The organism is Rhodoferax potami (assembly GCF_032193765.1).
Lineage (GTDB): Bacteria > Pseudomonadota > Gammaproteobacteria > Burkholderiales > Burkholderiaceae_C > Allorhodoferax > Allorhodoferax potami.
The window spans coordinates 477921-501387 of the sequence record NZ_JAVBIJ010000001.1; the positions used below are offsets into that span (position 1 = coordinate 477921).

Annotated in this window: 21 protein-coding genes; 10 read left to right on the forward strand and 11 right to left on the reverse strand. The window is 60.2% G+C overall.

Going from position 1 to position 23467, the window contains the following annotated elements; translation table 11 throughout:
* Positions 1-27 precede the first annotated feature (27 nt).
* Positions 28-666 (reverse strand): pyridoxamine 5'-phosphate oxidase, encoded by a 639-nt coding sequence (gene pdxH, locus RAE21_RS02315; RefSeq protein ID WP_313879965.1) that lies wholly within the window; start codon positions 664-666, stop codon positions 28-30.
* Between the two features lie 111 nt (positions 667-777).
* On the opposite strand from pdxH, the gene RAE21_RS02320 reads away from it, so the two are divergent.
* The 3 genes from RAE21_RS02320 (at position 778) to eda (ending at position 3974) form a co-directional block, all read left to right on the forward strand.
* Positions 778-1254: an OmpA family protein gene (locus RAE21_RS02320; protein WP_313879966.1), complete on the forward strand. Its 477-nt coding sequence runs from the start codon at positions 778-780 to the stop codon at positions 1252-1254.
* 174 nt (positions 1255-1428) lie between these two features.
* Entirely contained in the window at positions 1429-3297 is a 1869-nt protein-coding gene (gene edd, locus RAE21_RS02325; protein ID WP_313879967.1) for a phosphogluconate dehydratase, read from the forward strand.
* A 35-nt stretch (positions 3298-3332) separates the two neighbouring features.
* Entirely contained in the window at positions 3333-3974 is a 642-nt protein-coding gene (eda, locus tag RAE21_RS02330; protein WP_087494665.1) for a bifunctional 4-hydroxy-2-oxoglutarate aldolase/2-dehydro-3-deoxy-phosphogluconate aldolase, read from the forward strand.
* A gap of 131 nt (positions 3975-4105) precedes the next feature.
* Here eda and gloA read toward each other — a convergent pair whose 3' ends face one another.
* Complete coding sequence (gene gloA / locus RAE21_RS02335) at positions 4106-4519, reverse strand: lactoylglutathione lyase (protein ID WP_313879968.1); 414 nt, start codon at positions 4517-4519, stop codon at positions 4106-4108.
* Between the two features lie 75 nt (positions 4520-4594).
* On the opposite strand from gloA, the gene RAE21_RS02340 reads away from it, so the two are divergent.
* Positions 4595-4975 carry a cupin domain-containing protein gene (locus RAE21_RS02340; protein ID WP_313879969.1) on the forward strand — a complete coding sequence of 127 codons (381 nt, stop codon included), beginning with the start codon at positions 4595-4597 and terminating at the stop codon, positions 4973-4975.
* Here the strand turns inward: RAE21_RS02340 and RAE21_RS02345 are convergent.
* Positions 4972-5673, reverse strand: a complete 702-nt coding sequence (locus RAE21_RS02345) for a Rossmann-fold NAD(P)-binding domain-containing protein (RefSeq protein ID WP_313882634.1) — start codon at positions 5671-5673, stop codon at positions 4972-4974. The two genes, RAE21_RS02340 and RAE21_RS02345, sit on opposite strands and share 4 nt — an antisense overlap.
* Entirely contained in the window at positions 5564-7342 is a 1779-nt protein-coding gene (locus RAE21_RS02350; protein ID WP_313879970.1) for a DEAD/DEAH box helicase, read from the reverse strand. Before RAE21_RS02350 ends, RAE21_RS02345 begins: the two co-directional genes overlap by 110 nt.
* A 289-nt stretch (positions 7343-7631) precedes the next feature.
* On the opposite strand from RAE21_RS02350, the gene RAE21_RS02355 reads away from it, so the two are divergent.
* From RAE21_RS02355 to RAE21_RS02365, 3 genes are read left to right on the forward strand one after another with little or no spacing between them, the layout of a single operon-like run.
* Positions 7632-9866 (forward strand): DUF1631 family protein, encoded by a 2235-nt coding sequence (locus RAE21_RS02355; RefSeq protein WP_313879971.1) that lies wholly within the window; start codon positions 7632-7634, stop codon positions 9864-9866.
* A 58-nt stretch (positions 9867-9924) separates the two neighbouring features.
* Positions 9925-11586, forward strand: coding sequence for an energy-dependent translational throttle protein EttA (gene ettA / locus RAE21_RS02360; protein ID WP_313879972.1), 1662 nt, complete (start codon positions 9925-9927; stop codon positions 11584-11586).
* Between the two features lie 34 nt (positions 11587-11620).
* The gene (locus RAE21_RS02365; protein ID WP_313879973.1) at positions 11621-14008 is read left to right on the forward strand and encodes a DUF1631 family protein; all 2388 of its coding nucleotides are present in this window, start codon (positions 11621-11623) and stop codon (positions 14006-14008) included.
* Here RAE21_RS02365 and RAE21_RS02370 read toward each other — a convergent pair.
* Entirely contained in the window at positions 13998-15335 is a 1338-nt protein-coding gene (locus tag RAE21_RS02370) for a TAXI family TRAP transporter solute-binding subunit (protein ID WP_313879974.1), read from the reverse strand. The genes RAE21_RS02365 and RAE21_RS02370 overlap by 11 nt on opposite strands.
* Before the next feature lie 5 nt (positions 15336-15340).
* Complete coding sequence (locus tag RAE21_RS02375) at positions 15341-15859, reverse strand: flavin reductase family protein (RefSeq protein ID WP_313873724.1); 519 nt, start codon at positions 15857-15859, stop codon at positions 15341-15343.
* A 190-nt stretch (positions 15860-16049) separates the two neighbouring features.
* On the opposite strand from RAE21_RS02375, the gene RAE21_RS02380 reads away from it, so the two are divergent.
* On the forward strand, positions 16050-16784 hold the full coding sequence (locus RAE21_RS02380) for a M14 family murein peptide amidase A (protein ID WP_313879975.1): 735 nt from the start codon (positions 16050-16052) through the stop codon (positions 16782-16784).
* Positions 16785-16793: 9 nt separating this feature from the next.
* On the opposite strand, the gene RAE21_RS02385 is transcribed toward RAE21_RS02380, so the two are convergent.
* The 5 genes from RAE21_RS02385 to RAE21_RS02405 all read right to left on the reverse strand — a co-directional run bounded on the left by RAE21_RS02385 (position 16794) and on the right by RAE21_RS02405 (position 21290).
* Positions 16794-17093 carry a hypothetical protein gene (locus RAE21_RS02385; RefSeq protein WP_313879976.1) on the reverse strand — a complete coding sequence of 100 codons (300 nt, stop codon included), beginning with the start codon at positions 17091-17093 and terminating at the stop codon, positions 16794-16796.
* A gap of 4 nt (positions 17094-17097) precedes the next feature.
* Positions 17098-17841 (reverse strand): amino acid ABC transporter ATP-binding protein, encoded by a 744-nt coding sequence (locus RAE21_RS02390; protein WP_087494649.1) that lies wholly within the window; start codon positions 17839-17841, stop codon positions 17098-17100.
* Positions 17842-17850: 9 nt separating this feature from the next.
* Positions 17851-18954 (reverse strand): amino acid ABC transporter permease, encoded by a 1104-nt coding sequence (locus tag RAE21_RS02395; RefSeq protein ID WP_313879977.1) that lies wholly within the window; start codon positions 18952-18954, stop codon positions 17851-17853.
* Between the two features lie 9 nt (positions 18955-18963).
* Positions 18964-20139 (reverse strand): amino acid ABC transporter permease, encoded by a 1176-nt coding sequence (locus RAE21_RS02400; RefSeq protein ID WP_313873720.1) that lies wholly within the window; start codon positions 20137-20139, stop codon positions 18964-18966.
* A gap of 116 nt (positions 20140-20255) precedes the next feature.
* Positions 20256-21290: an amino acid ABC transporter substrate-binding protein gene (locus tag RAE21_RS02405; RefSeq protein WP_428983956.1), complete on the reverse strand. Its 1035-nt coding sequence runs from the start codon at positions 21288-21290 to the stop codon at positions 20256-20258.
* A gap of 257 nt (positions 21291-21547) precedes the next feature.
* On the opposite strand from RAE21_RS02405, the gene RAE21_RS02410 reads away from it, so the two are divergent.
* Both RAE21_RS02410 and RAE21_RS02415 read left to right on the forward strand, forming a co-directional pair.
* Positions 21548-22420 carry an ion transporter gene (locus RAE21_RS02410; protein ID WP_313879978.1) on the forward strand — a complete coding sequence of 291 codons (873 nt, stop codon included), beginning with the start codon at positions 21548-21550 and terminating at the stop codon, positions 22418-22420.
* Between the two features lie 23 nt (positions 22421-22443).
* Positions 22444-23466, forward strand: coding sequence for a methionine synthase (locus RAE21_RS02415; protein ID WP_313879979.1), 1023 nt, complete (start codon positions 22444-22446; stop codon positions 23464-23466).
* Position 23467 lies beyond the last annotated feature (1 nt).

The following is a 23467-nucleotide window of genomic DNA, read 5'->3' on the forward strand; positions in this document are numbered from 1 at the left end:
GGAGCAGGGGTCTAAGCCCCGTGCGCGCTAGGGCGCCAGTCGCTCGCGTAACCATGCGCCGTCGGTACCTTGGCTGTAACGCAGCCGGTCATGTAAGCGACTCTTGCGGCCTTGCCAGAACTCCCACTGGTCCGGCTTGAGGCGGTAGCCGCCCCAGTGTGGCGGGCGCGGCGGCTGCAGCAGAAATTGGGCGGCGTATTTGGCCGCGTTCGTTACCAGCACCGTGCGGCCGGGAATGACCTCGCTTTGCGGGGAGGCCCATGCGCCGATGCGCGAGTCCAGCGGGCGGCTGTGGAAGTACGCGTCGCTCTCTTCGTCACTGACTTTTTCGACCACGCCTTCGATCCGGACCACCCGCTCCAGCTCCACCCAATGGAACTGCAGCGCGGCATACGGGTTGCCCGCGAGGGCCTTGCCTTTGCGGCTTTCGTAGTTGGTAAACCACACAATGCCGCGGGCATCAAAGCCTTTGATCAACACCACCCGGGTGCTGGGGCGCAGGTCGCTGCCCACGGTGGCCAGGGTCATGGCGTTGGGCTCAGGCACCTCGCTCTGGATGGCTTCTTGCAGCCAGCGGTCAAACTGCAGCATGGGGTCGGCATGCGAAGCCTGCTCATCGAGTTCGGCGCGTTCGTAACTTTTGCGGAGGTCGGCAATGGATGTCATAGCCGGAGTATAGGAATTACAGGCTTTCCGTGAATTGCGTTGGGTCATGGGCAGGAGAAGCCCATGCTGCGACAACCTACAATACGCTCCATTTTTAAGGGAGTGTTTGACATGTCTGAGCAGGAAGATACCGGTACCAAAGTCGTTGCCATCGTCGTGAGCACCATCATCGTCGCCATTCTGGCTTCTGTGATTGGTTTTGCCGTCAGCCGGTCTGGCGCAAAGCCTGCACCTGCGGCAGCGGTTGTTGAGGTGGCAGACGCAGCCAGTGTGCGGGTTGAAGACGGTGTGGTGAAGTTCTTTTTTGCTACAGGCAAAGCAGAAGTTGCCATGGGTGCTAACGAAGCCCTTGCCAACGTAGTGACCGCCGTTTCTGCCGGTCAGCAAGCGGTGATCAGTGGTTTTCATGACGCGAGCGGCGACCCCGTTCAGAACGCTGAGTTGGCCAAGCAACGCGCCATCGCGGTTCGCGATGCCCTGGTGGCCCTGGGTGTTCCCCAAGACAAAGTCGAGTTGAAAAAGCCTGAAGAAGCAATGGCTACAGGCCCCGCCAATGAAGCACGCCGCGTGGAAGTGGTTGTGAAATAAATCAGATCGTTTCGATCTCATGCAAAAGGCCCGATTCAGTCGGGCCTTTTGCATGGTGCGGCTACTTTGCCTCGCCTCGCCGAGCTGACTTGGTACCCTTCTGGTAACTAGGGGCTGGCACAAAGGTTTGATTCCAAGTTACCATCAGAGGTGTAATTTAGTTACAGAAAATCTATGCCAGACACCACCTCTACCCCCGTCGCTTTGCACCCTGTTGTGGAGGCGGTAACCCGCCGCATCGTGGAGCGCAGCGCCGCCACCCGCAGCGCTTATCTGGCCCAAGTCGCGCACATGGCCGACCGCAAGCCCGGTGCCGACCGCATGGGTTGCGCTAACGTGGCCCACGCTTTTGCTGCGATGCCCGACGCCGACAAGACCCGCGTCACCGGCTTGGATAAATTCAAAATTATGGAAGAAAAAGGTGCCAACATCGGCATCGTCAACGCCTACAACGACCTGCTTTCCGCCCATGCCCCCTTGCAGCACTATCCTGATCTGGTCAAGGTAGAAGCCCGCAAGCACGGCGCAACAGCCCAAGTGGCGGGCGGTGTGCCCGCCATGTGCGACGGCGTGACCCAAGGCACCGCCGGCATGGAGCTGAGCCTGTTCAGCCGCGACGCCATCGCCATGGCTACTGCCGTGTCGCTGAGCCACGATGTGTTTGACGCCGCCCTGATGCTGGGCGTGTGCGACAAGATCGTGCCCGGCTTGCTGATTGGCGCACTGCACTTCGGCCACCTGCCTACCGTGTTTGTGCCCGCCGGCCCCATGACTTCGGGCCTGCCCAACAACGAAAAAGCCAAGGTGCGCGAAAAAGCCGCCCAAGGTCTGGTCGGCCGCCCCGAGCTGCTGGCCGCCGAGAGCGCTGCGTACCACGGCGAAGGCACCTGCACCTTTTACGGCACTGCCAACAGCAACCAGATGCTGCTCGAAGCCATGGGACTGCATGTGCCCGGCACCGCCTTCATCAACCCCGGTGACGGAGTGCGCCAGGAATTGACCCGCGAAGCCGTGCGCACCGTGCTGGGCATCACCAAGGCCAAACGCTTTGCGCCTATCGGCGAGGTGGTGGACGAGCGCTGCATCGTGAACGCCATGGTGGCCCTGCTGGCTACCGGCGGCTCGACCAACCATTTGATCCACTGGGTGGCCGTGGCCCGCGCTGCCGGCATCGTGATTGACTGGAACGACTTCTCGTCCCTGTCGGATGTCGTGCCCTTGCTGACCCGTGTCTACCCCAATGGCAGCGCCGACGTGAACCAGTTCCAGGCGGCAGGCGGCCCAGGCTACGTGATCCGCGAGCTGCTGGACGCTGGCTTCATGCACGCGGATGTGTTGACCGTACGCAGCGGTGGTCTGCGTGAATACACCGCCATTCCGTCCGCCAAAGCCGATGGCAGCTTGCAGTGGGCCGATGCAGGTGCCAGCAAGGACGAGACCGTGGTGCGCCCTGCCAGCAGCCCGTTCAGCGCCAGCGGTGGCCTCAAGTTGCTCAAGGGCAACCTGGGTCGCAGCGTCATCAAAGTGTCTGCCGTGCCGATTGAGCGCCACATCATTGAAGCGCCTTGCCGAGTGTTCGACTCGCAAGACGCACTGCACAAAGCCTTCAGCGCCGATGAACTCAACCACGACGTGATTTGCGTGGTGCGTTGGCAAGGCCCGCAGGCCAACGGCATGCCCGAGCTGCACAAACTCACCCCGCCCCTGGCGGTGTTGCAAGGCAAAGGCTACCGTGTGGCCTTGGTGACCGATGGCCGCATGAGCGGCGCCTCCGGCAAAGTGCCTGCTGCCATCCACGTGTCGCCTGAAGCGGCTGCCGGTGGCCCCTTGGCCAAGGTGCGCGATGGCGACATCATCCGCCTGGACGCCAACGCCGAAACCCTGCAAGTGCTGGTGAGTGACGCCGAGTGGGCCGCACGCCCCTTGGACACCATGCCCGAAGCCCTGCGCGCTGCCAATGGCATCGGCATGGGTCGCGAACTATTTGCCAACTTCCGCCGCAATGCACTGGCCGCCGAAGAAGGTGCCTGCACCTGGCTCTGAGCCCACCCCCAATAACGTCGATCTGGAACTTTTCAATGTCTAACGCTCCCGCCTTTACCGCCCTGCAAGTCATGCAGGACGCGCCCGTCATTCCCGTCATCGTGCTCAACGATGTGGCCCACGCCGTGCCCATGGCCCGCGCCCTGGTGGCCGGCGGTGTGCGTATGCTGGAAGTGACCCTGCGCACCCCCCAAGCCCTGGCCTGCATGGAAGCCATCGCCCGCGATGTGCCCGAAGCCGTGGTCGGCGCCGGCACGGTGCGCAGCAAGGCCGATGCGCAAGCGGCTGCCAACGCGGGCGCCCGCTTTGCGGTGAGTCCCGGTTATACCAGCGCCGTGGGCCAGGCTTGCCGTGACTTGGGCCTGTCCTTGTTGCCAGGTGTAGCCACCGGCAGCGAAATCATGATGGCGCAGGAAGACGGCTTCACCCAGCTCAAATTTTTCCCCGCCATGCAAGCCGGCGGCCCCGCCATGCTCAAGGCCTGGAGCGGCCCTTTCTTCGACGTGAAGTTCTGCCCCACCGGCGGCGTGACCCTGCAGAACGCACCTGAGTTTTTGGCGCTGCCCAACGTGGTGTGCGTCGGCGGCTCGTGGATCGTGCCGGCCGACGCCATGGCCAAGGGCGAGTGGGACAAGATCACCCAGCTGGCCAAAGACACGCAGGCACTGCGCAAGTAAGGCGCAAGACGGTTTATAAGAAAAAGGGCGCTCTAGCGCCCTTTTTTATTGCGTAAGCAGCTATGAAATTTGTAGCGTGTATGTTTGCCAGCTACGAAATTGCCAAGCCTGCTGCAATGAACTGCCTTGCGTTACCGCAGGCCCACGCCCGCTTCTTGCGGTGCCTTCTGGATCAGTTCGATCTTGTAGCCGTCCGGGTCGGTCACAAAGGCAATTACCGTGCTGCCGCCTTTGACCGGGCCGGCCTCGCGCGTCACGTTGCCGCCAGCAGCCTTGATCTTTTCCACCGCGGCATAGGCGTCGGGCACACCCAAGGCGATGTGGCCGTAGGCGGTGCCCAGCTCGTAGCTTTCCACGCCCCAGTTGTAGGTGAGCTCGATCTCGGCTTGCGCGGGGTTGCCGCCATCGAATCCGAGGAAGGCGAGGCTGTATTTGTACTCGGGGTTTTCTGAGGTGCGCAGTACTTGCATGCCTAGCACGTGGGTGTAGAAATCGATGGAGCGTTGAAGGTTGCCAACGCGCAGCATGGTGTGGAGGAATTGCATGCGCCAAATTGTGCACGAGGGCCTTTGCCCTGTCTGTGCATGGTGAATAATCCGGCCAACTTTCAAAGGCCCACCATGAGCACCTTCACCCAAGTCATTTTGTATACCGACACCGATGGTTTTGCCAAGTTCCGCGAGGAAACAATTCCTTTGAACGAGGGCAATCCGCAGTCCATGCTCTCGGAGGTGTTTGCGTCGGGCGGCTACCAATTGCGCACCAGCCCGGTGGGCTTTCGCAGCCAGTTCCATTGCTCGGGGCACACCCAGTGGTGCTTTATCTTGCAAGGGCAGATGGAGATCGGCGTGCACGGCAGTTCGCGCGTGTTCGGGCCCGGCCAGCACTTTTACTCGGCAGATTTGCTGCCCGAAGGCGCCACGTTTGACCCCGCCATCCACGGCCACTGGAGCCGCCAGGTGGGTGACCAGCCTTTGGTCACCCTGTTTGTGCGGGGCTAAACCGCAGCAGCGCGCGCCGCTGCGCCTTGCAACGCACCCGACAAGATGCGCTGCACGCCGGGCTTGCCCGCTTTGACAGCTTGAATTAAGCCCGCGGCCACGTCCTCAGCTTGCACGGGCAGGTAATTTGCAGGAATGAGTGGCTTGAATAGTTTGCTCACCATCAGGCCGATGCGCTCGCCGGGGCGCTCGGGTTGGTTCAGTGGGCCGCGGTCGCCCACCAATAGGGAAGGGCGAACGATGCTGACACTGGCGTAGCCCAGCTGTGCAATCGCGTCTTCGACTTCGCCTTTGACACGGTTGTAGAACACGCCGGATTGGGCATCCGCGCCCAGGGCGCTGACTACTCCTAATTTCGTAGCACCCCGCGCACGTCCCGCCTGGGCTACAGCCAAAACAGCGTCATAGTCCACCGCACGGAACGCGGCTTGGCTGCCGGCCACCTTGATGGTGGTACCCAGACAAATAAAAACATCGTCGATCTGCGGCAGCTCAGGGAGCGCCGCAAAGTCGACGATGTGTTGGGTCAGCTTAGGGTGGGTCAAGGGCAGCGTGCGCCGCCCCAGACTGTGTACCGCGCTGGTGTGTTTATCGGCTAGAAGAGCCGCCAGGACCGCGCGGCCCACGAGGCCCGTTGCCCCCGCGACCACCGCCACCCGAGCGTCCACCGCCGCCGAAGCCGCCTCCGCCACCACCACCGTATCCGCCGCCATTTCCACCTCCACTGCGACCACCGCCGCCAAAGCCACCGCCACCACCGCGGCGGGCGCCACGGCCAGCCATCATATCGACGCTGGTGCGCATCGGGTCAGGTTGGGCCGTAGAAGGGCGCGGTGCGCGACCTTCGTGGGTGAAGCCTGCGGGCGGCTGGAACTCAGCGCTGCCGCCATCACGGCGTGGGCCGCGGTTTTGCGCTGGGCGTGGACCCTGTGCGCGTGGTTGCTGGAAGTCGCCGCCACGATCGGGGCCACGGCCACCACCGCCATTGCCGCCACCGTTACCGCGTGGGGCTTGGCCACCACGGCCGCCGCCATTACCACCTGCGCCCGGGCCGCTTGGGGCACGACCGCCGCCTTGTGCGGCTTTGTTGTCGCGCACGCGTTGCAACATTTCGGTGCGGGCAGCCTTGGCGGCTGCCTGCATGACGTCACGGCTTGGGGGTTTGCCTGCACCGCCCCAGATGGTCTGGCGACCCATTGCGATGGGCTCGCCCTTCTCGCCTGGCTCGGGGCCGAAGCCTTCGATGACCTTCACTTCAATCTTCTGCTTTGTGAAGCGCTCGATGTCCTGCATGAAGCCTTCTTCGTCCAGGCACACCAGGTTCACAGCGGCGCCATCGGCACCTGCGCGGCCCGTGCGGCCGATGCGGTGCACATAGTCTTCGCTTACGTTCGGGATTTCGTAGTTCACCACGTGCGGCAGGTCGTCGATGTCAATCCCGCGGGCAGCAATGTCGGTGGCCACCAAAGCGCGCACATCGCCGCTCTTGAAACCGGACAGGGCTTGCGTGCGGGCTGCCTGGCTCTTGTTGCCGTGCAGCGCCATGGCCGTGATGCCGTTCTTTTCCAGAAACTCTGCCACGTTATTGGCACCGAACTTGGTGCGGGTGAACACCAGCACCTGGCTCCAGTTTTGCTCGTTGATGATGTGGGCGAGCAATGCCTTTTTCTTACCGCGGCCCACGGGGTGAATCACCTGGGTGATGCGCTGCACCGTGGTGTTGCGCGGTGTGACTTGCACGCTTTGCGGGTTCTTGAGCAGGCCGTTGGCCAGTTCGCGGATTTCGTCGCTAAAGGTCGCAGAGAACAGCAGGCTTTGCTTTTCTTTAGGCACCAAAGCCAGCACTTTTTTCACGTCATGGATGAAGCCCATGTCCAACATGCGGTCGGCTTCGTCGAGCACCAGCATTTGCACTTGGCCCAGGTCCAACATGCCTTGTTGGGCCAGGTCCAGCAGACGGCCGGGGGTGGCTACCAGAATGTCCACGCCTTTTTTGACCTTGGAGATTTGCGGGTTCATGCCCACGCCGCCGAATACCACGGTGGAGCTGAGTTGCAGATACTTGCCGTACTGACGCACGGACTCTTCCACCTGGGCGGCGAGTTCGCGGGTAGGGGTCAGCACCAAGGCGCGGATGCCGGTGCCACCGAATTTGTTCTCCGCGCTGCGGCTCATCGAGAGGCGGTGCAGCAGGGGCAGGGTGAAGGCAGCGGTCTTGCCGGTACCGGTCTGAGCTCCGCCCAGCAGGTCGTGGCCTTCGAGCACCAAGGGAATAGCCTGCGCTTGGATGGCGGTGGGCGTTTCGTAACCTTGCTCGCGCACGGCCTTCACGATGGCAGGTGCCAGCTTCAATTCTTCAAAGTTCATTGGATAGATGCGTCCGTCCGGGACGCTTGGGAATCAGCCGTTCTGCGGACACTCGGTGCGCAGTCAGTCAAAGGCAGATGGATTCAAAAGTGGGATGCCCTGTCACGTAGCGATCCCCAGCAAGTTGCTGATATTGCAGGCAACTGAATAGCTGCAATGGCCCATATTGTCGCACGGCTTGGCCTGGTGTCGGTTTGTTGACACGGAAACAGGCGCACGGGTTACGCGCGGGTAACAATCTGTCAATACACTGGCGAAGCCCATTAGCGGCGTTGAGAATACGGTCACCATGAAGAAATACTTGTTGCGGCGCCTGGGAGTTGCCCACGAAATCGGCAACACCAAGCCCACGCTGTCTGCTTGTATCGATGCAGTGCTGGAGCAGTGCGACCCGCTGTTGGATGATGTGCTCGAAGGCCTAAAGTCCATGCTCAAAGTGGGCGGGGGCAAAACCCTGCATGCCAAGCTGCATCCCGTCCGGCAGGTTACCGTCGAACGACTGTTGGCCCGTTCTGCGGAGTTGAAAGCGGTGTTTCGTGTGGAGTTGCGCAGCGCGGTGTACGGGGGCGGCTCTTTCCGCAAGCCCAACATCAGCCCTGTGCGATTTGACGATTTCCAGTTTCTGGAAGAAGAGCAGATCGATGCCAACATTGAGTTGGCCGTCAATGAGCAGGAGGTCACCCGGTCTGTGGAGGCGGTTCTGCCGAATCTGAACGCCTTGATCAGCAATTTGATGGGCTGGTCCAGCGTGCAGGCCCATTTGAACCCACTCAAACCGGAAGCTTTCGTCCACGCCTTGCGCGAGGCGTTTGTCCAAGTGGTGCCCGAGGATGAGGCGCGCTTGTCGGTGATGGCGCCTGCCGCCGGTTTGTTGGGTAGCGCGCTGGACCAGATGTACCGCGAGTTGATCGAGTGGCTGAAGTCCCAGGGCGTAGAGCCGGTGCCGATGTATGGCCCCACGACACATCCTTTCGGCCTGACTTCCAGCGCCCCGGCGTCCTCCGTGTCACGCAGCTTGCTCACGCTGGACAAATTGCGTCGTTTGCTCTCTGGTGAGCTCGATCCGCGGCCTGCAGCAGCCGGGAATGCAGATTTCACCCACACCGTGCCCGCGTCTTTCTTGGCCCTGGAGGATATGAAGCTGGTCGAGCCGATGCTCAAGCGCCTCTCGGAGCGCGCAGTCGTGGCCGATGCGGGCGCCGGGCAGCCACGGCCTCGCGCCAGGGCGTCAGCGCGGGAGGCGCTGCAAGGCAAGGCCTTGGGCGAGGAGTTGGGTCAGGAAGTCGTGCGCCTGATGCTGGAAAATTTGATGCAAGACCGCCGCCTGTTGCCCGGTGTGCGGCAATTGGTGCTGAGTATGGAGCCCTTGCTGCAGCGGATGTCTCAGCAAGACTCCCGCTTTTTCGCCGACCGCAAGCACCCTGCGCGCGTTTTTCTGGACCGCATGACGCACCGGAGTCTGGCGTTCCAGAGCGAAGAGGCCCCGGGCTACGCGCGTTTCCGGCAAAACATGGAAAACGCCATCTCCGCGCTTTTGGGGAGCGAGGGAAGTGCCGCCACTTTTGAGCGAGTTTTGCAAAAGTTGGACGAAGCGTGGGGGCAGGAAGACCATCTGCACAAGCAGGCCGCCGCCGAGGCTGCGCGTGGCCTTATGCACGTGGAGCAGCGGAACATGCTGGCCCAGCGCCTGGCCCAGGAGTTTGTGCAGCGCATGACCTTTAAAAATGCACCGGACATCGTGGTGGCATTTTTGCGGGGGCCGTGGGCGCAGGTGGTGGCCGAGTACCAGTTGCGGAGTGCCGGTGGGTCGGACGATGCAGAAGGCTATCTCGCACTGGTGGATGACCTGATTTGGAGTGTGCAGCCCCGCTTGGTACGTAAAAACAGGGCGCGCCTGGTCGAACTGGTGCCGCTGATGCTGGTGAAAATCCGGCAAGGGCTGGCTTTGGTGGATCAACCCGAAGACCGGATCCCGCCGTTTTTTGATGCCCTGATCGATATCCATGAGCAGGCTTTTGACAACACCAAATACGTGTCCCACCGGGATGCACAGAACGCAACGCCTGCCGGAGGCCCACAGGCCGTTACCGGGTCAGAGACACCGGAAGACAATCCTTGGCTCGCCGAGATGGAGGCTGAAGACTCCGGCTTTTTCAACGGCCAGCAGGTGTCCCGCAAGGTCACGGCCGAGCCATCCGAGGTGGCAGACCAAGCGCTACACGATGCTTGGAGTGCAGAGAGCCTGCGCACCGGGTCTTGGGTCGATATGGCCTTGGGTAGCGAATGGGTGCGTGCCCAGCTGTCGTGGGCGAGCCCGCACCGGACCCTGTTCATGTTTTTGTCGGCCAGCGGCATGACGCATTCCATGTCGCGCAGCACCATGGACCGCCTGCGGGGGCTGGGCTTGATCCGGCTGGTGTCTGATGGCCATGTCATGGACAACGCCCTCGATGCCGTGGCTCGTGAGGCCCTGCGAAACGATGTAAAAAACGCGTTTGAAACCCCATCAGACCGCAACCCTTGATCGCTTGGTTGCCGCGCAGTCGATAATATGGCTTTACCGCTGAATAACCAGAATCGCAATGGCTCAATACGTTTTCTCCATGAACCGCGTCGGCAAGATCGTGCCCCCCAAGCGGCACATTCTTAAAGACATCTCCCTTTCCTTCTTCCCCGGTGCCAAGATCGGTGTCTTGGGTACCAACGGTTCCGGCAAATCCACCCTGCTCAAGATCATGGCCGGTGTGGACAAGGAAATTGAGGGTGAAGCCATTCCCATGGCCGGCCTGAACATCGGTTACCTGCCCCAGGAACCCCAACTCGACCCGACCCACACCGTGCGTGAAGCCGTGGAAAGCGGTATGAGTAAAGTGTTCACTGCCAAGGCCCGCTTGGAAGAGGTGTACACGGCCTACGGCGCTGAAGACGCCGACTTTGACGCACTGGCTGCTGAGCAGGCTGAACTGGAAGCCATCATCGCTACCGCCGGCACGGATTCCGAGCACCAGCTCGAAATTGCCGCTGACGCTCTGCGCCTACCCCCGTGGGATGCCAACATCGGTGTGCTGTCCGGTGGTGAAAAACGCCGCGTGGCCTTGTGCCGTTTGCTGCTCTCCAAGCCCGACATGTTGTTGCTTGATGAACCGACCAACCACTTGGACGCTGAATCAGTGGATTGGCTGGAGCAATTCCTGCAGCGCTACTCCGGCACCGTAGTGGCTATCACCCACGATCGCTACTTCCTGGACAACGCTGCTGAGTGGATTTTGGAACTGGACCGCGGCTCCGGTATTCCGTACAAGGGCAACTACTCTGACTGGCTGACCCAGAAGGGCGCCCGTTTGGAAGCCGAACAAAAAGGCGAAGAAGCCCGTGCCAAGGCCTTGAAGAAGGAATTGGAATGGTCCCGCCAGAACCCCAAGGCGCGCCAAGCCAAGAGCAAGGCCCGTCTGGCCCGTTTTGAAGAGTTGAGCGACTTCGAATACCAGAAGCGCAACGAAACCAACGAAATCTTTATCCCGGTAGCAGACCGTCTGGGTAGCCAGGTGATCGAATTCAAGGGCGTGAGCAAGTCCTTTGGCGACCGCGTGTTGATCGACAACCTGAGCTTCAACATCCCTGCCGGCGCGATTGTCGGCATCATCGGCCCGAACGGTGCCGGTAAATCGACCTTGTTCAAGCTGATCGCCGGTCGCGAGAAGCCAGATTCGGGTGAAGTCGTCATTGGCTCTACCGTCAAGATGGCTTTTGTGGACCAGCACCGCGATGCGCTGTCGGATGAAAAAACCGTCTGGGAAGACGTGTCCGGTGGACTCGACATCCTGAACGTGGGCAAGTTCCAGATGGCCAGCCGCGCCTATTGCGGTCGCTTCAACTTCAACGGCGGCGACCAGCAGAAGAAAGTAGGCATGTTGTCCGGTGGTGAGCGGGGTCGTTTGCACTTGGCAAAGACATTGATCGCAGGCGGCAACGTGTTGATGCTGGATGAACCGTCCAACGACTTGGATGTGGAAACCTTGCGTGCTTTGGAAGACGCGTTACTGGAATTCGCCGGCACCATGCTGGTGATTTCCCACGATCGCTGGTTCCTGGACCGTATTGCTACCCACATCCTGGCTGCCGAAGGCGACAGCCAGTGGACCTTCTTTGATGGCAACTACCAAGAGTACGAAGCCGATAAGAAGAAGCGTCTGGGCGAAGAGGGTGCCAAGCCCAAGCGCGTGCGCTACAAGGCTTTGAAGTAAGCCTCTTTGGTACTGAGAGAGTCCACGCTGCTGCATGCAAAATCGACACTCGCCCCCGCCGCCCTTGTTTCAAGCGACCGTCAAGGAAGCTGCGGCGGCCGGTCCTGCCCTGATGGCCAAACTGGTCGCTGCACTGCGCCGCGACTTGCATTTGCGCGAAGGCGCAGCGCGTGACTTCAGGGAGCGGGAAGTTCACGCGGATTCCTTGCGGCAGCTGTTTGCTCATGAGGCTATTCTGGAAAAGGGCTTCGAAGCAGCATTGATGGAGCAGTTCATCAAGCCGGTCGATACGCCTCGCACGTCGATGCCCAGCATCGCTGATGTGCAGTTTGATCAACTGGAGCTGATGGACGAGCTTCAGGTGCAAGAGAGCGTCAACATGGCGCGAGCGCAGCAAATGGTCATGCTGGCTGCGGAGGCAAGCCTGTCTGAACTCAATGCCTTGATGTGTGCAGCTTTGGGCTTACCTACGGTTCGCCCGGAGCGCAACCCCTTGCGCCCGGAGGCCTATATCCAGGCATTGCGCAGTACCGTGGAGCGCACGCCCGCTCCTTCGTCGATGCGCTTGGACTGGCTCACCGTCATGGGAACTGCTTTAGGCAGTGAGCTTCAAGCGTTGTACCGTGATCTCGTGGTCCGGTTGCGCGCGCAAGGTGTGGTGGCCGCAAGTTATGCGGTCTCGCAAAGTGCCACGCCCGGCGTGGGGGCCGCTGGCTTTAAACGCGCTGAAGGCGCTGGCTCCGCGCAGATGGAGACCACCCGCTATGGCGCACCGGGCAGTGCGGAGCGGGAGGCCTTGATAGCCCAAGAGTTGAGCCGCCCTAAGCCTGTCGTTGATCCCGGTTTGCTCACCCTGGACAGGCTGCGCCTGCTGCTGGCGGGTGAACTGGATTCTGCAGGCACGACGCACAGAGTCGCTGCATTTGCAAAACAGTTCGAGCGCGACTTTGAATCGCCGCAAGCGGGGTATCGGGCACACGAAGCCGAGCCTACCGACTTTGCGGCAACCGTTCCTGCGGCCTTCGAGGCCTTGGCCGAAATGCGGCAAGTCGATCGTGTGGTCCAGCGGCTGGAGCAGCGCCGCAGTGCTACGCCCGAAATTCGCGCGGGGGTGGATGGCGATGTGCGTGAAAAAATCCGTCGTACCGTCAATGGGGTTGCGCAGGCTTTGAGTTTGGAAGTGGTGAGCCTGATGGTGGACAACATAGCGCGCGATCCGCGTTTGTTGGAATCAGTGCAGGGCTTGGTGCGCGGGCTGGAGCCCGCTCTGATGCGTTTGGCTTTGGCCGATCCGCGCTTTTTTACCGATAAAGAGCACGCTGCCCGGATGCTGGTCCAAGAATTGACGCATCGCAGCTTGGCGTTCGCGAAGGTCGGGAGTCCCGGCTTTTTGGCGTATTTGGACGAAGCGCGGGAGGCCATTGCTCCCTTGATGGACGAGCACGCGGGTCCTGAAAATTTTGAGCGTGTTCTGAGTCATCTGCAGTCACTCTGGGACGACGAGGCTTCCAAGCAAGCCGCCTTGAGGGCTCAGGCTGTCAGGGCCTTGGAGAAGGCCGAACAGCGCAACTTGCTGGCTGAAAAGATTGCCCGGGAAATCGACGGGCACCGGGATGCCAACAAAGTACCCGAAGTGGTCTTGCATTTTTTATGCGGCCCCTGGGCGCAAGTGGTTGCGCAAGCGCGACTCGCAGGCGGCAGTCGCTCTGCGGCGGCAGACCGGTACCAAGCACTGATCGCGGCGCTGTTGTGGAGCACCCATCCGGATCTGGCGCCCAAGAATATTCCTAAACTCACCAAGCTGGTTCCGCTCTTGCTGGGAACCTTGCGTGACGGGCTGGAGACCATCCAATACCCCGCCACCAAGGTAGGTGCATTTTTTGAAGCACTGATGGGCTTGCACCAAGCGGCCTTCCGGGCAGTACACCGGGATCCCTGGACCCGCTCTAAGGAGGCGCCCGAGACACCCGCGCGCGCTGTCGCTTTGGCAGTGCCTCATCGCCCGGTGGAAGATGGCGACCCTTGGGTTGCACCCTCTGAAGCCAGCGAGTCGAATCTGCTGGAGCTCGACGACGCGTCCTCTGCCAGCAGCACTGCACCAGAGTCATCGACGTCCACGGCGCAGGAAGCGGAAGTGCCCGTCTCCGGCAACGGCGCGGGCAGTTTGCCACTCGGTTCTTGGGTGGAGCTGCAGTCCAATGACGATTGGGTCCGGACGCAGCTCACCTGGGCGAGTCCGCATGGAACGCTGTTTTTGTTTACCAGCGCATCGGGCTCTACACAGTCCATGACCCGCCGCACGCATGACAAGTTAGTGGCTGCAGGTCAATTACGGGTGATATCGGCACAGACCGTGCTGGATGCTGCGCTGGACGCGGTAGCCCAGCAGGCCATGAAAAACAGCGTGATTGCTAAGCTGTAGTTAAGCGCTGTCTCACGAGGCCGATGTTGTTGCGTAGTGCATAGAGTTCATCCGCGTAGGACAGGGGCAGGATGACTTTTTCCACCTTGGCTTCAATCTCGTTCAGCTCTTCCAACAATTTTTCTTTGTCTTCGGGGTGGGCTTCGAGTCGGCTTTCAATATCCCGGAGTTCGCCATACCAACGGAAAACGCGAGACCGCACGCGGTAGGCGTACAGCGGAGGCGCTATTTTTCCCAACGGGAGGAGTACGGCAATGATGATGCCCAGTGCCAGCCACATGCGCTCTACAAGATTGGCCAAGGTAAACGGGATGTAGCGCTGCAGGCTGGGGATGCCATTTTTCAAAGTGCGCTCGGCTTCGGGTGCCAACGGAAACTCGCTGTTGGATGCGTTGGGAAACTCTCGGGTGCGCTGGAACCAGCCCGATTGCCCGTGCGTCTGTACCGTTGCCTGAGACAGCAATTGGCGCAAGCCCGGGTGCAGGCTCTCACGCACCAGCATGCTGGTGGTCGTGGCAATCAGGTGTACATCTTGCGCTGGAATGTTGCGCGCCAGATCGACCACGCCGCGCGGGAGTGTGACCGGGGTGATAAACGGCAGGCGGCGTGCATAGGCCTCGTTCTGAGGAAAATCCATGAGCCGGATACCGGGGGTTTGCAGCAGCATTTGCACCATAGGGGCCTGCGGGGCCGAGGCAAACACCACCGCATCCAGCTTGCCTTGCAACATCTGCACTGTGGCGGGCGTTTGCTCCAGGTGCGAAATTTTGATTTTCTTGGGATCCATGCGGTGCATGTCCAGCAGCGTGTCCATCAAGGGCGGGACGCCGCTACCGGCGGTTCCCGCGTTGATCCGCAAGGAACTCAACTGGTTCAAGGACTGCAGCCGGCCCGTTTCTGAGATATTTGCCGCAGATTGAGCGCGATAAAACAGCCAGACCGGTTCCACAAACAAGTTGCCTAGCGTGAGGAGTTCTTCCGTGTCGTCATCGGTCGGCGCCGTTGCAGACCCCCCCTGCACAAAACCGGCATCCGCCTCGCCGGCCTGCAGTCGGCGCAAGTTGTCAGCAGAGCCTTCTGTGGGCACCAGTTGGACCGTGATGCCGTGCTGGCGTAGCAGCTTCGCGTATTGATCGCCCATTTCGGCGTAGGCGCTTTGCTCCGGGCCCGTCAACAGGGTCAGCTGTTTGGGTGGCATTGGATTCAGCCACCAATAGGCAAGCCAGATCAGGCCCGCACCTGCGAACAGCAAGGGGCTGGCCGAAGTGAATAAATCCCAAAATCCAAGGAGTGCTGCTTTGACCGGCCGGGGCAGGTGGAGTGACATGCGATTCAGAGCGGGTGCTCGGTGTAGAACTTCCCGCCATGGTAGAGCAGGGGGGCTGCACCTGCGCGGTGGCTACAGCGCTCCACTTCGCCCACAAAAATCACATGGTCGCCTTCCTCGTACTGGCTGCGGTTGAAGCACTCAAAGTGCGCCACCGCACCGGCCAGGAGCGGTGCGCCGTGGGCGCCACGGCTAAAGTTGACGCCTGCATAGCGGTCGATGTCTTTGCTGGCGAACTGCATAGCCAAAGCCTGCTGGTCAGCAGCCAGGATGTTGATCGCATAGTGTGCGCCGCGGCTGAAGGCTTCCATGGATCCGGCCTTTTGGGCCAGGCTCCAGAGTACCAGCGGAGGCGCGAGCGACACCGAGTTGAAAGAGTTGGCGGTTAGGCCCACCAATGTGCCATCGTGGGCTTGGGCCGTAACCACGGTCACGCCGGTGGCAAACATGCCCAGGGCTTGCCGGAATTCTTGGCTGGAAAAATCAGGGGGGATAGCAGATCGTGCTCGAGCAGGGGGCGTCATCTCTGGAATTTAACGCGCTTTCACCGCCTTGCCATGACGGCCCACCCAAAACCATGGGCGACGGGCGACCTTTACAATTCCCGATATGCACAAGGAAATCATTGTTAGTTTTGTTTTTGCTATATTTTCTATAGCAGCTCATGCAGATGTCAAGAGGGCTTGCGGCGACTATTCTTCCAAAATTCCCAGCGTGAGCCCCGCAATGTGCGAAGCGGCTTCGCTGCAGGATTTGAAGGCCCGCTCTAATAAAGGCCGTGTCATTTGGGGCCGCGATGTGACGGCGGTGGACGCTAATTTCCGTGTGTTGGTGGTGGGGGGCATTCACGGGGATGAAATGTCGTCCGTGTCGCTGGTCTACCACTGGTTGGGGCTGGCGCAGACCCCTCCCTCCGACACTGCGCTGAATATTCACTGGCGCTTCATCCCAAGTCTCAACCCCGATGGCTTGTTTGCCAAACCGGCTCGGCGCACCAATGCGGATGGCGTGGACCTGAATCGCAACTTCCCTACGCCTAACTGGGCTCGGGACGCCAAAGTGTATTGGGAGCAACGCACCAAGCGCGACCCGCGTCGCTGGCCGGGTGACAAACCGGCGTCTGAGCCGGAATCCCGGTTTTTGCTGGAGCAAATGGGCAGCTTCAAGCCTAACTTGATCGTGAGCGTGCATGCGCCGTATGGGGTGCTGGACTTTGACGGCCCGTCGGTGCCGCCCAGCAAGCTCGGGCGCCTCTACCTCGACCAGGTGGGGATCTTTCCGGGGTCGTTAGGAAACTATGCCGGCGTCCACCAGCGGATTCCGGTGGTCACGATTGAGCTGCCCAGCGCGAGCCGTTTGCCCCAAGACGCAGAAGTGCGCCAGATGTGGATGGATTTACTGCGTTGGACCCACGACCGCTTGGCCCCTGTTGCGGCTGCCAAGCAATAGGCTGGGTCTCTAGCTTTGAGTGAGGCGCTGGGTCGCTTTGTCGATCCACAGCTGAAGGCTGTCAATCAAGTCACGTTGGCTGAATGAGCAACTTTCTTCGCTGAACAGGGCGCTGGACTCCAGGCGATCCATCAGCTGGTGCAGTACGACGGTGAACTTTTCAGGCAACGCGGTCAGCAATACTGTCTGGCCGCGCGCCATCTCTGACAAGGCGTGCGCCGCCAACCCCCCTGACTGAAACTGCTTCAGACCTGATTGAAAGGCTTGAAGCTGTTCTTCGGCAATGTGGAGGTCAGCAGCGGATGGCATGTCCTTAGTGCCCCAGAATCTTGGACAAGAAGTCGCGGCTGCGCTCGTTCTGCGGGTTGTTGAAGAACTCGTGCGGCGTGTTTTGCTCCACGATCTGGCCTTGGTCCATGAAGATCACACGGTCAGCCACAGCTTTGGCAAAGCCCATTTCGTGGGTGACGCAGATCATGGTGATGCCCTGGCTGGCCATCTCAATCATCACGTCCAGCACTTCCTTGATCATTTCCGGGTCGAGGGCCGATGTGGGCTCGTCGAACAGCATGATTTTGGGCTTCAGGCACAGAGCACGGGCAATTGCCACGCGCTGCTGCTGACCGCCGGAGAGCTGCAGCGGGTACTTGTTGGCCTGGTTGGCGATGCGCACGCGCTCCAGCTGGATCATGGCCTTTTCTTCGGCTTCTTTTTTCGGCATTTTGCCGACCCACATGGGGGAGAGCGTCAGGTTTTCCAGCACGGTGAGGTGCGGGAACAGGTTGAACTGTTGGAACACCATGCCGACTTTTTTGCGCACATCGTCAATTGCTTTGACGTCGTCGGTCAGCTCCACGCCGTCCACGATCAGGTTACCTTGCTGGTGCTCTTCGAGGCGGTTGATACAGCGGATCATGGTGGACTTGCCGGAGCCCGACGGGCCGCAGACCACGATGCGTTCGCCTTTGGTGACGGTCAGGTCAATGTCGCGCAGTACGTGGAAATTGTTACCGTACCACTTGTTGACTTTGTTGAAGGTGATGATGGGTTCAGACATATTCGTTCCTTAGCGGAGTTTGCTTTTGTTCACTTGCTTTTCGATCCAGAGGCTGTAGCGCGACATGGAGAAGCAAAACACAAAGTAGATGAGTGCGATGAAGATGTAGCCTTCAATCTTGAAGGGGCGCCAGTCGGAGTCCGAGTTCAGGGCCAGGCTCATGGCACCGGTCAGCTCGTACAAGCTCACGATGGTTACCAACGACGTGTCCTTGAAGGTGGAGATGAAGTTGTTCATGATGCCGGGCACGACCATGGCCAGGGCTTGTGGCAACACGATCTTGCGCTGGGTTTGCCAGTAGCTCAGGCCCAGGGTTGCGGCCGCTTCAATCTGGCCTTTGGGCACTGCTTGTAGGCCACCGCGGATCACTTCAGCCATATAGGCCGCGGCAAACAGGGTGATACCGGCCAGCACCCGCACCAACACGTCGATGTTGAAGCCCTGAGGCATCAGCAGCGGGAACATGAAGGACGCCATGAACAGCACCGAGATCAAGGGCACGCCACGGATCAGCTCCACGTAAATGGTGCAGAAGGTCTTGATCGCCGGCAGTTTGGAACGGCGGCCCAAGGCAATCATCAAGGCCAGCGGGAAAGCCATGGCCATCGACAGCGAGGACAGCAGCAGCGTCAGTGGCAGGCCACCCCAGCGGTCGGTTTCGACCAGGGACAAGCCCATGACATCGCCGTGCATCAGCACAAAGAAGGTGCCCAAGACCAGCACCCAGGCTGCGCCCAGCCATGCCTTCCAGAACATGCGCATGCAGCTGGCAACCAGCAAGCTGCATAGCAGCAGGGTGGCTACCAGAGGGCGCCACTGCTCTTCAAAGGGGTAACGGCCAAAAATGATGATGCGGAATTTTTCCGTCACCACGCCCCAGCATGCGCCTGCACGGTCTGCGCTGCAGGCATCGGCGTTGGCGGCCCACTTGGCGTCAATCAATGCCCAGCCAAACAGGGGCGGCAAAATGTAGAGCAGGATCGCCCCCATGATGAGGGTGCCGATGGTGGTCTGCCAGCTGCCAAAAAGGTTGCTGCGGATCCAGGCCACCGCACCTTCGGTCTTGACCGGGGCGGGACGTGCGGGAATAGGTTCAAAAGTAGTTGCGCTCATAACTAGGCCTTAGCGTTCTTTGATCGCAGAGCGGGTGTTGTACCAATTCATGGTGATGGACGTGAACAGCGACGTGCTCAGGTACACCAGCATGATGATGGCAATGCACTCCACCGCGCGGCCAGTTTGGTTGATGGCGGTGTTCGCGATAGACACCACATCCGGGTAGCCGATGGCCACTGCGAGAGAGGAGTTTTTGGTCAGGTTCAGGTACTGGTTGGTCACTGGCGGAATAATCACGCGCAATGCCTGCGGCAGCATCACCAAGCGCATGGTGTGGCCACGGCTCAAGCCCAAAGCGGCAGCCGCCTCCGATTGGCCCAAGGCGACTGACTGAATGCCGCCCCGCACCACTTCGGACACGAAAGCCGCGGTGTAGATCGTCAGGCCCAACAGCACAGACAGGTACTCAGGTGTCAAGGCGCCGCCGTTTTCAATAGCGAATTCACCTTGGATCGGCATATTGAGCGCAGTAGGCGCTCCGCCCAACAACCAGCCGAGCACACCGACCGCCAACACAATGCCGATCGGAGCCAGCACCATGCTCTTGGCTTTGCCGGTCTGCTCAAACGACTTTTGCGCATACACGCGGTAAGCCCAAGCGGCCGCTACGCCCAAAAGCAGGCCCCAGGCGCCCCAAACATGCCCGTGCGCCCACTGAGGAATCGGGAAGTTAATACCCCCCTTGCTCAAAAAGAAGGGTCCCAATACCCAGGGCTCGTTGGATGCGGGCAGCACCTCGGTGAACATCAGGTACCACATCAGCAACTGCAGCAGCACCGGAATGTTGCGGAAGAACTCCACATACGCGGCGCAAATGCCCCGGACCAGTGCGTTGCGCGAAAAGCGTCCGACACCGATCAAGGTGCCCAGAATGGTGGTCAGGATGATGCCCACCACGGCAACGCGCAGCGTGTTCACAAATCCGACGAGGTAGGCCCGCCAGTACGACTCACCAGAGTCGAAGGCGAAAAGGCTCTCACCAATGTCGAACCCGGCAGGGTTGGACAAAAAGTCAAAACCGCTTTGAATGCCACGCAACTTCATGTTGGTGGTGGTGTTGTGGGCAAGATAAAGCACCGTAGCCAGCACCACCACAATGGCGATAGCTTGGTACATCAGTCCACGGAATGCCTGGCTGCGCCAGGACCAGGACTTTTTGGGAGGGGAGGAGGGTGTGGACATGTCAGCCCTTGGGTTCACTGGAAAAACACTCATCAAGTGAAAAGGGCAGCGCAAGGTGAATGCGACTGCCCTTTTCGGTCACGGAACGCCGGTTTACAGCCTTCCGTTTACTCTCATTAACGCACTGGAGGGGCGTACTGCACGCCGCCCTTGTTCCACAGGTTGTTCAAACCACGTGGCAACTGCAGGGCAGACTTGGGGCCCACGTTGCGTTCAAACATTTCACCGTAGTTACCAGTGGTCTTCACAGCACGTGCCAGCCACTCTTTGTCCAGACCCAGCAATTTGCCGGTGTCTTCCTTGGAGCCCAACAAGCGGCCGACCACGGGGTCTTGGCTGCTGGTCTTCAGGTCGTCGACGTTGGCGGCGGTGATGCCGGCTTCTTCAGCTTCCAACAGGCCGTACACGGTCCACTTCACAATCGCAGTCCACTCGTCGTCACCGCGGCGAACCATAGGGCCCAAAGGCTCTTTGGAGATCAGCTCGGGCAGGATCATGTGGTCAGCAGGGTTCTTGGCAACCTTGTTACGGGTAGAGGCTAGGCCGGATGCGTCGGTGGTGTAAGCCACGCAACGGCCGGAGAAGTAAGCACCTTCAGCGGCTTCGAGCTTTTCAAACACGATAGGCTTGATGTTCAGCGCGTTGGCCTTGGAGAAGTCAGTCAAGTTCTTTTCAGTGGTGGTGCCGGACTGCACGCACACGGTCTGGCCCTTGAGCTGCTTGGCGCTCTTGAGCTTGCTCTTCACGGGAACCATGAAGCCTTGGCCGTCGTAATAGGTCACGGCAGTTTGGGACAGGCCCAAAGATGCGTCACGTGTCAGAGTGAAAGTCGTGTTGCGGGAGAGCACGTCAACTTCGCCGGATTGCAAAGCAGTGAAACGGGCTTGTGCGTTCAGGGGAACGTACTTCACCTTTTCGCCGTCGCCCAACACAGCAGCGGCTACTGCGCGGCACACGTCCACATCGAGACCGGTCCACTTGCCGTTGGAATCAGCAGCACTGAAACCAGCCAAACCTGTGTTCACACCGCAAACCACTTGGCCACGGGCCTTGACGGCATCCAATGTCTTGCCAGCGTGGGCGGGTGCTGCAACGACGGCACCCAAAGCGGCAACCACGGTTGCCAGTGTTTTCAGTTTCTTCATGCTCATAAATCATTACTCCAAAGAATTGAATCAGCAGGGTGCACCAGATTGGTGTCTGCGCCCCGATTCTGACGCTGAACTGTAGCTTTGTGGGCCCGCGCCCTCATCGGGGTTTACCATCGAAAGGTATGCGGAAAAGTAATAACCTAATTCGCCGCAATCCTCCCAATGACTGACAGCAGCAAGCAGAAAGCGTGCCACTTAGCGGCTTTGCGCAGTGGCACAGTAGAGCCCTCACACGCATCGCCACTTGCCATTGTTTCATGACCACGCCCACAGAAACCTCTTCCTACCTCGGTAAACCGCTAGACGGCTGGCGCTTAAAGCTGTTCACCATCATTTTTGAAGCCGATACCCGTGCGGGGCGGCTGTTCGACCAGTGCCTCATTTTTGCCATTCTGCTCAGTGTGGCAGTGGTGGCCATGGGGAGCGTGGGCGCGGTGGCTGACCGGGTTGGCATCTGGTTTGAGGTGCTGGAGTGGGTGTTCACGCTCCTGTTTACTGCTGAGTACGTCGCCCGCCTCCTGTGTGTGCGGCACCCGATGCGCTATGCCCTGAGCTTTTACGGGGTAATCGACCTGCTGGCCTTGCTACCTACCTACGTGGCGCTCTTGGTGCCTGAGGTCTCCGCCTTGATTGATGTGCGGGTGCTGCGTTTGTTACGGGTCTTCCGGGTGTTCAAGCTCACTGCCTATGTGCAGGAATACCAGGCATTGGCCCGCGCATTGGCCGCCAGCCGGCGCAAGATTTCGGTGTTTTTGTCAGCGGTGCTGATGATTGTGCTGGTCATGGGGACGTTGATGTACGTCGTCGAAGGCCCGGCCAACGGGTTTACGAGCATCCCGACCTCGGTGTACTGGGCGGTGACCACCATGACCACGGTGGGGTTTGGCGACATCACGCCCAAAACCGATCTGGGCCGCTTTATCGCCTCTTGCATGATGCTGCTGGGCTGGGGCACTCTGGCGGTGCCCACTGGCATCGTGACGTCCGAGATGGCCTCGTTGCGCGGAGCCCCAGCGCCCGCCACCACCCGCACCTGCCACGAATGCCTGACGGAGGGGCATTTGCCCGAGGCGCGCTATTGCCTGCACTGTGGGGCACACTTGTCACCGTATTTCCGCGACATTCCCTGAGCCCCCCATAACAAGGAGACACCATGTTCGAAACCGCGATTGCCGGCAGCCTGCCCAAACCCTCTTGGTTGTCAGAGACCGAGAAACTCTGGCCCCAATGGAAACTGGCCGGCCCCGACCTGCAACAAGCCAAGGCAGATGCCACCTTGCTGTGGATCAAAGCCCAAGAGGACGCGGGCCTTGATGTTGTAGGCGATGGTGAGCAGAGCCGCCAGCACTTTGTGCATGGCTTTCTGGAGCAGGTAGAAGGGATCGACTTCGACAACAAAGTCACCATGGGCATCCGTAACAACCGCTACGACGCCCAGGTCCCCCAGGTCATCGCAGCGCTGCGCCTCAAAGGCCGGGTGCACGCGTTTGAAGCCCAATTGGCCCGCGCCCACACCAAGAAAAAACTCAAATTCACTCTGCCCGGTCCGCTGACCATTGTGGACACCGTGGCCAACCGTTTTTACGGCGACAAGAAAACCATGGCGTTTGCGTTTGCCGAGCTGCTGAACCAGGAAGCCCTGGCCCTGCAGGCCGATGGGGTGGACATCATCCAGTTCGACGAGCCGGGTTTCAACGTCTATATGCAGGATGCAGTTGACTGGGGTGTGCAGGCGCTCGAGATTGCGGCCCGCGGCCTGACCTGCACCACGGCGGTTCACATTTGCTATGGCTATGGCATCAAAGCCAACAACGACTGGAAAGAAACCCTTGGCCAAGAGTGGCGCCAATACGCGCAGGTCTTTCCCGCGCTGGCGGCCAGCAGCATCCAACAAGTGAGCCTGGAGTGCTACCAGTCGCATGTGCCGCCGGACCTGATGGCTTTGCTCAAAGACAAGGACGTCATGGTGGGCGTGATTGATGTCGCCAGCGATGTGATTGAAACCCCCGAGCAGGTGGCAGACACCATCGGCATCGCGCTGCAGCATGTGCCGCGCCACCGCATCTTCCCTTGCACCAACTGCGGGCTGGCCCCCATGAGCCGTGAGGTCGCCACCAAAAAGCTCGAAGCCCTGGCCCAAGGCGCCGCATTGGCGCGCCAACGCTACGGAGCCTGAA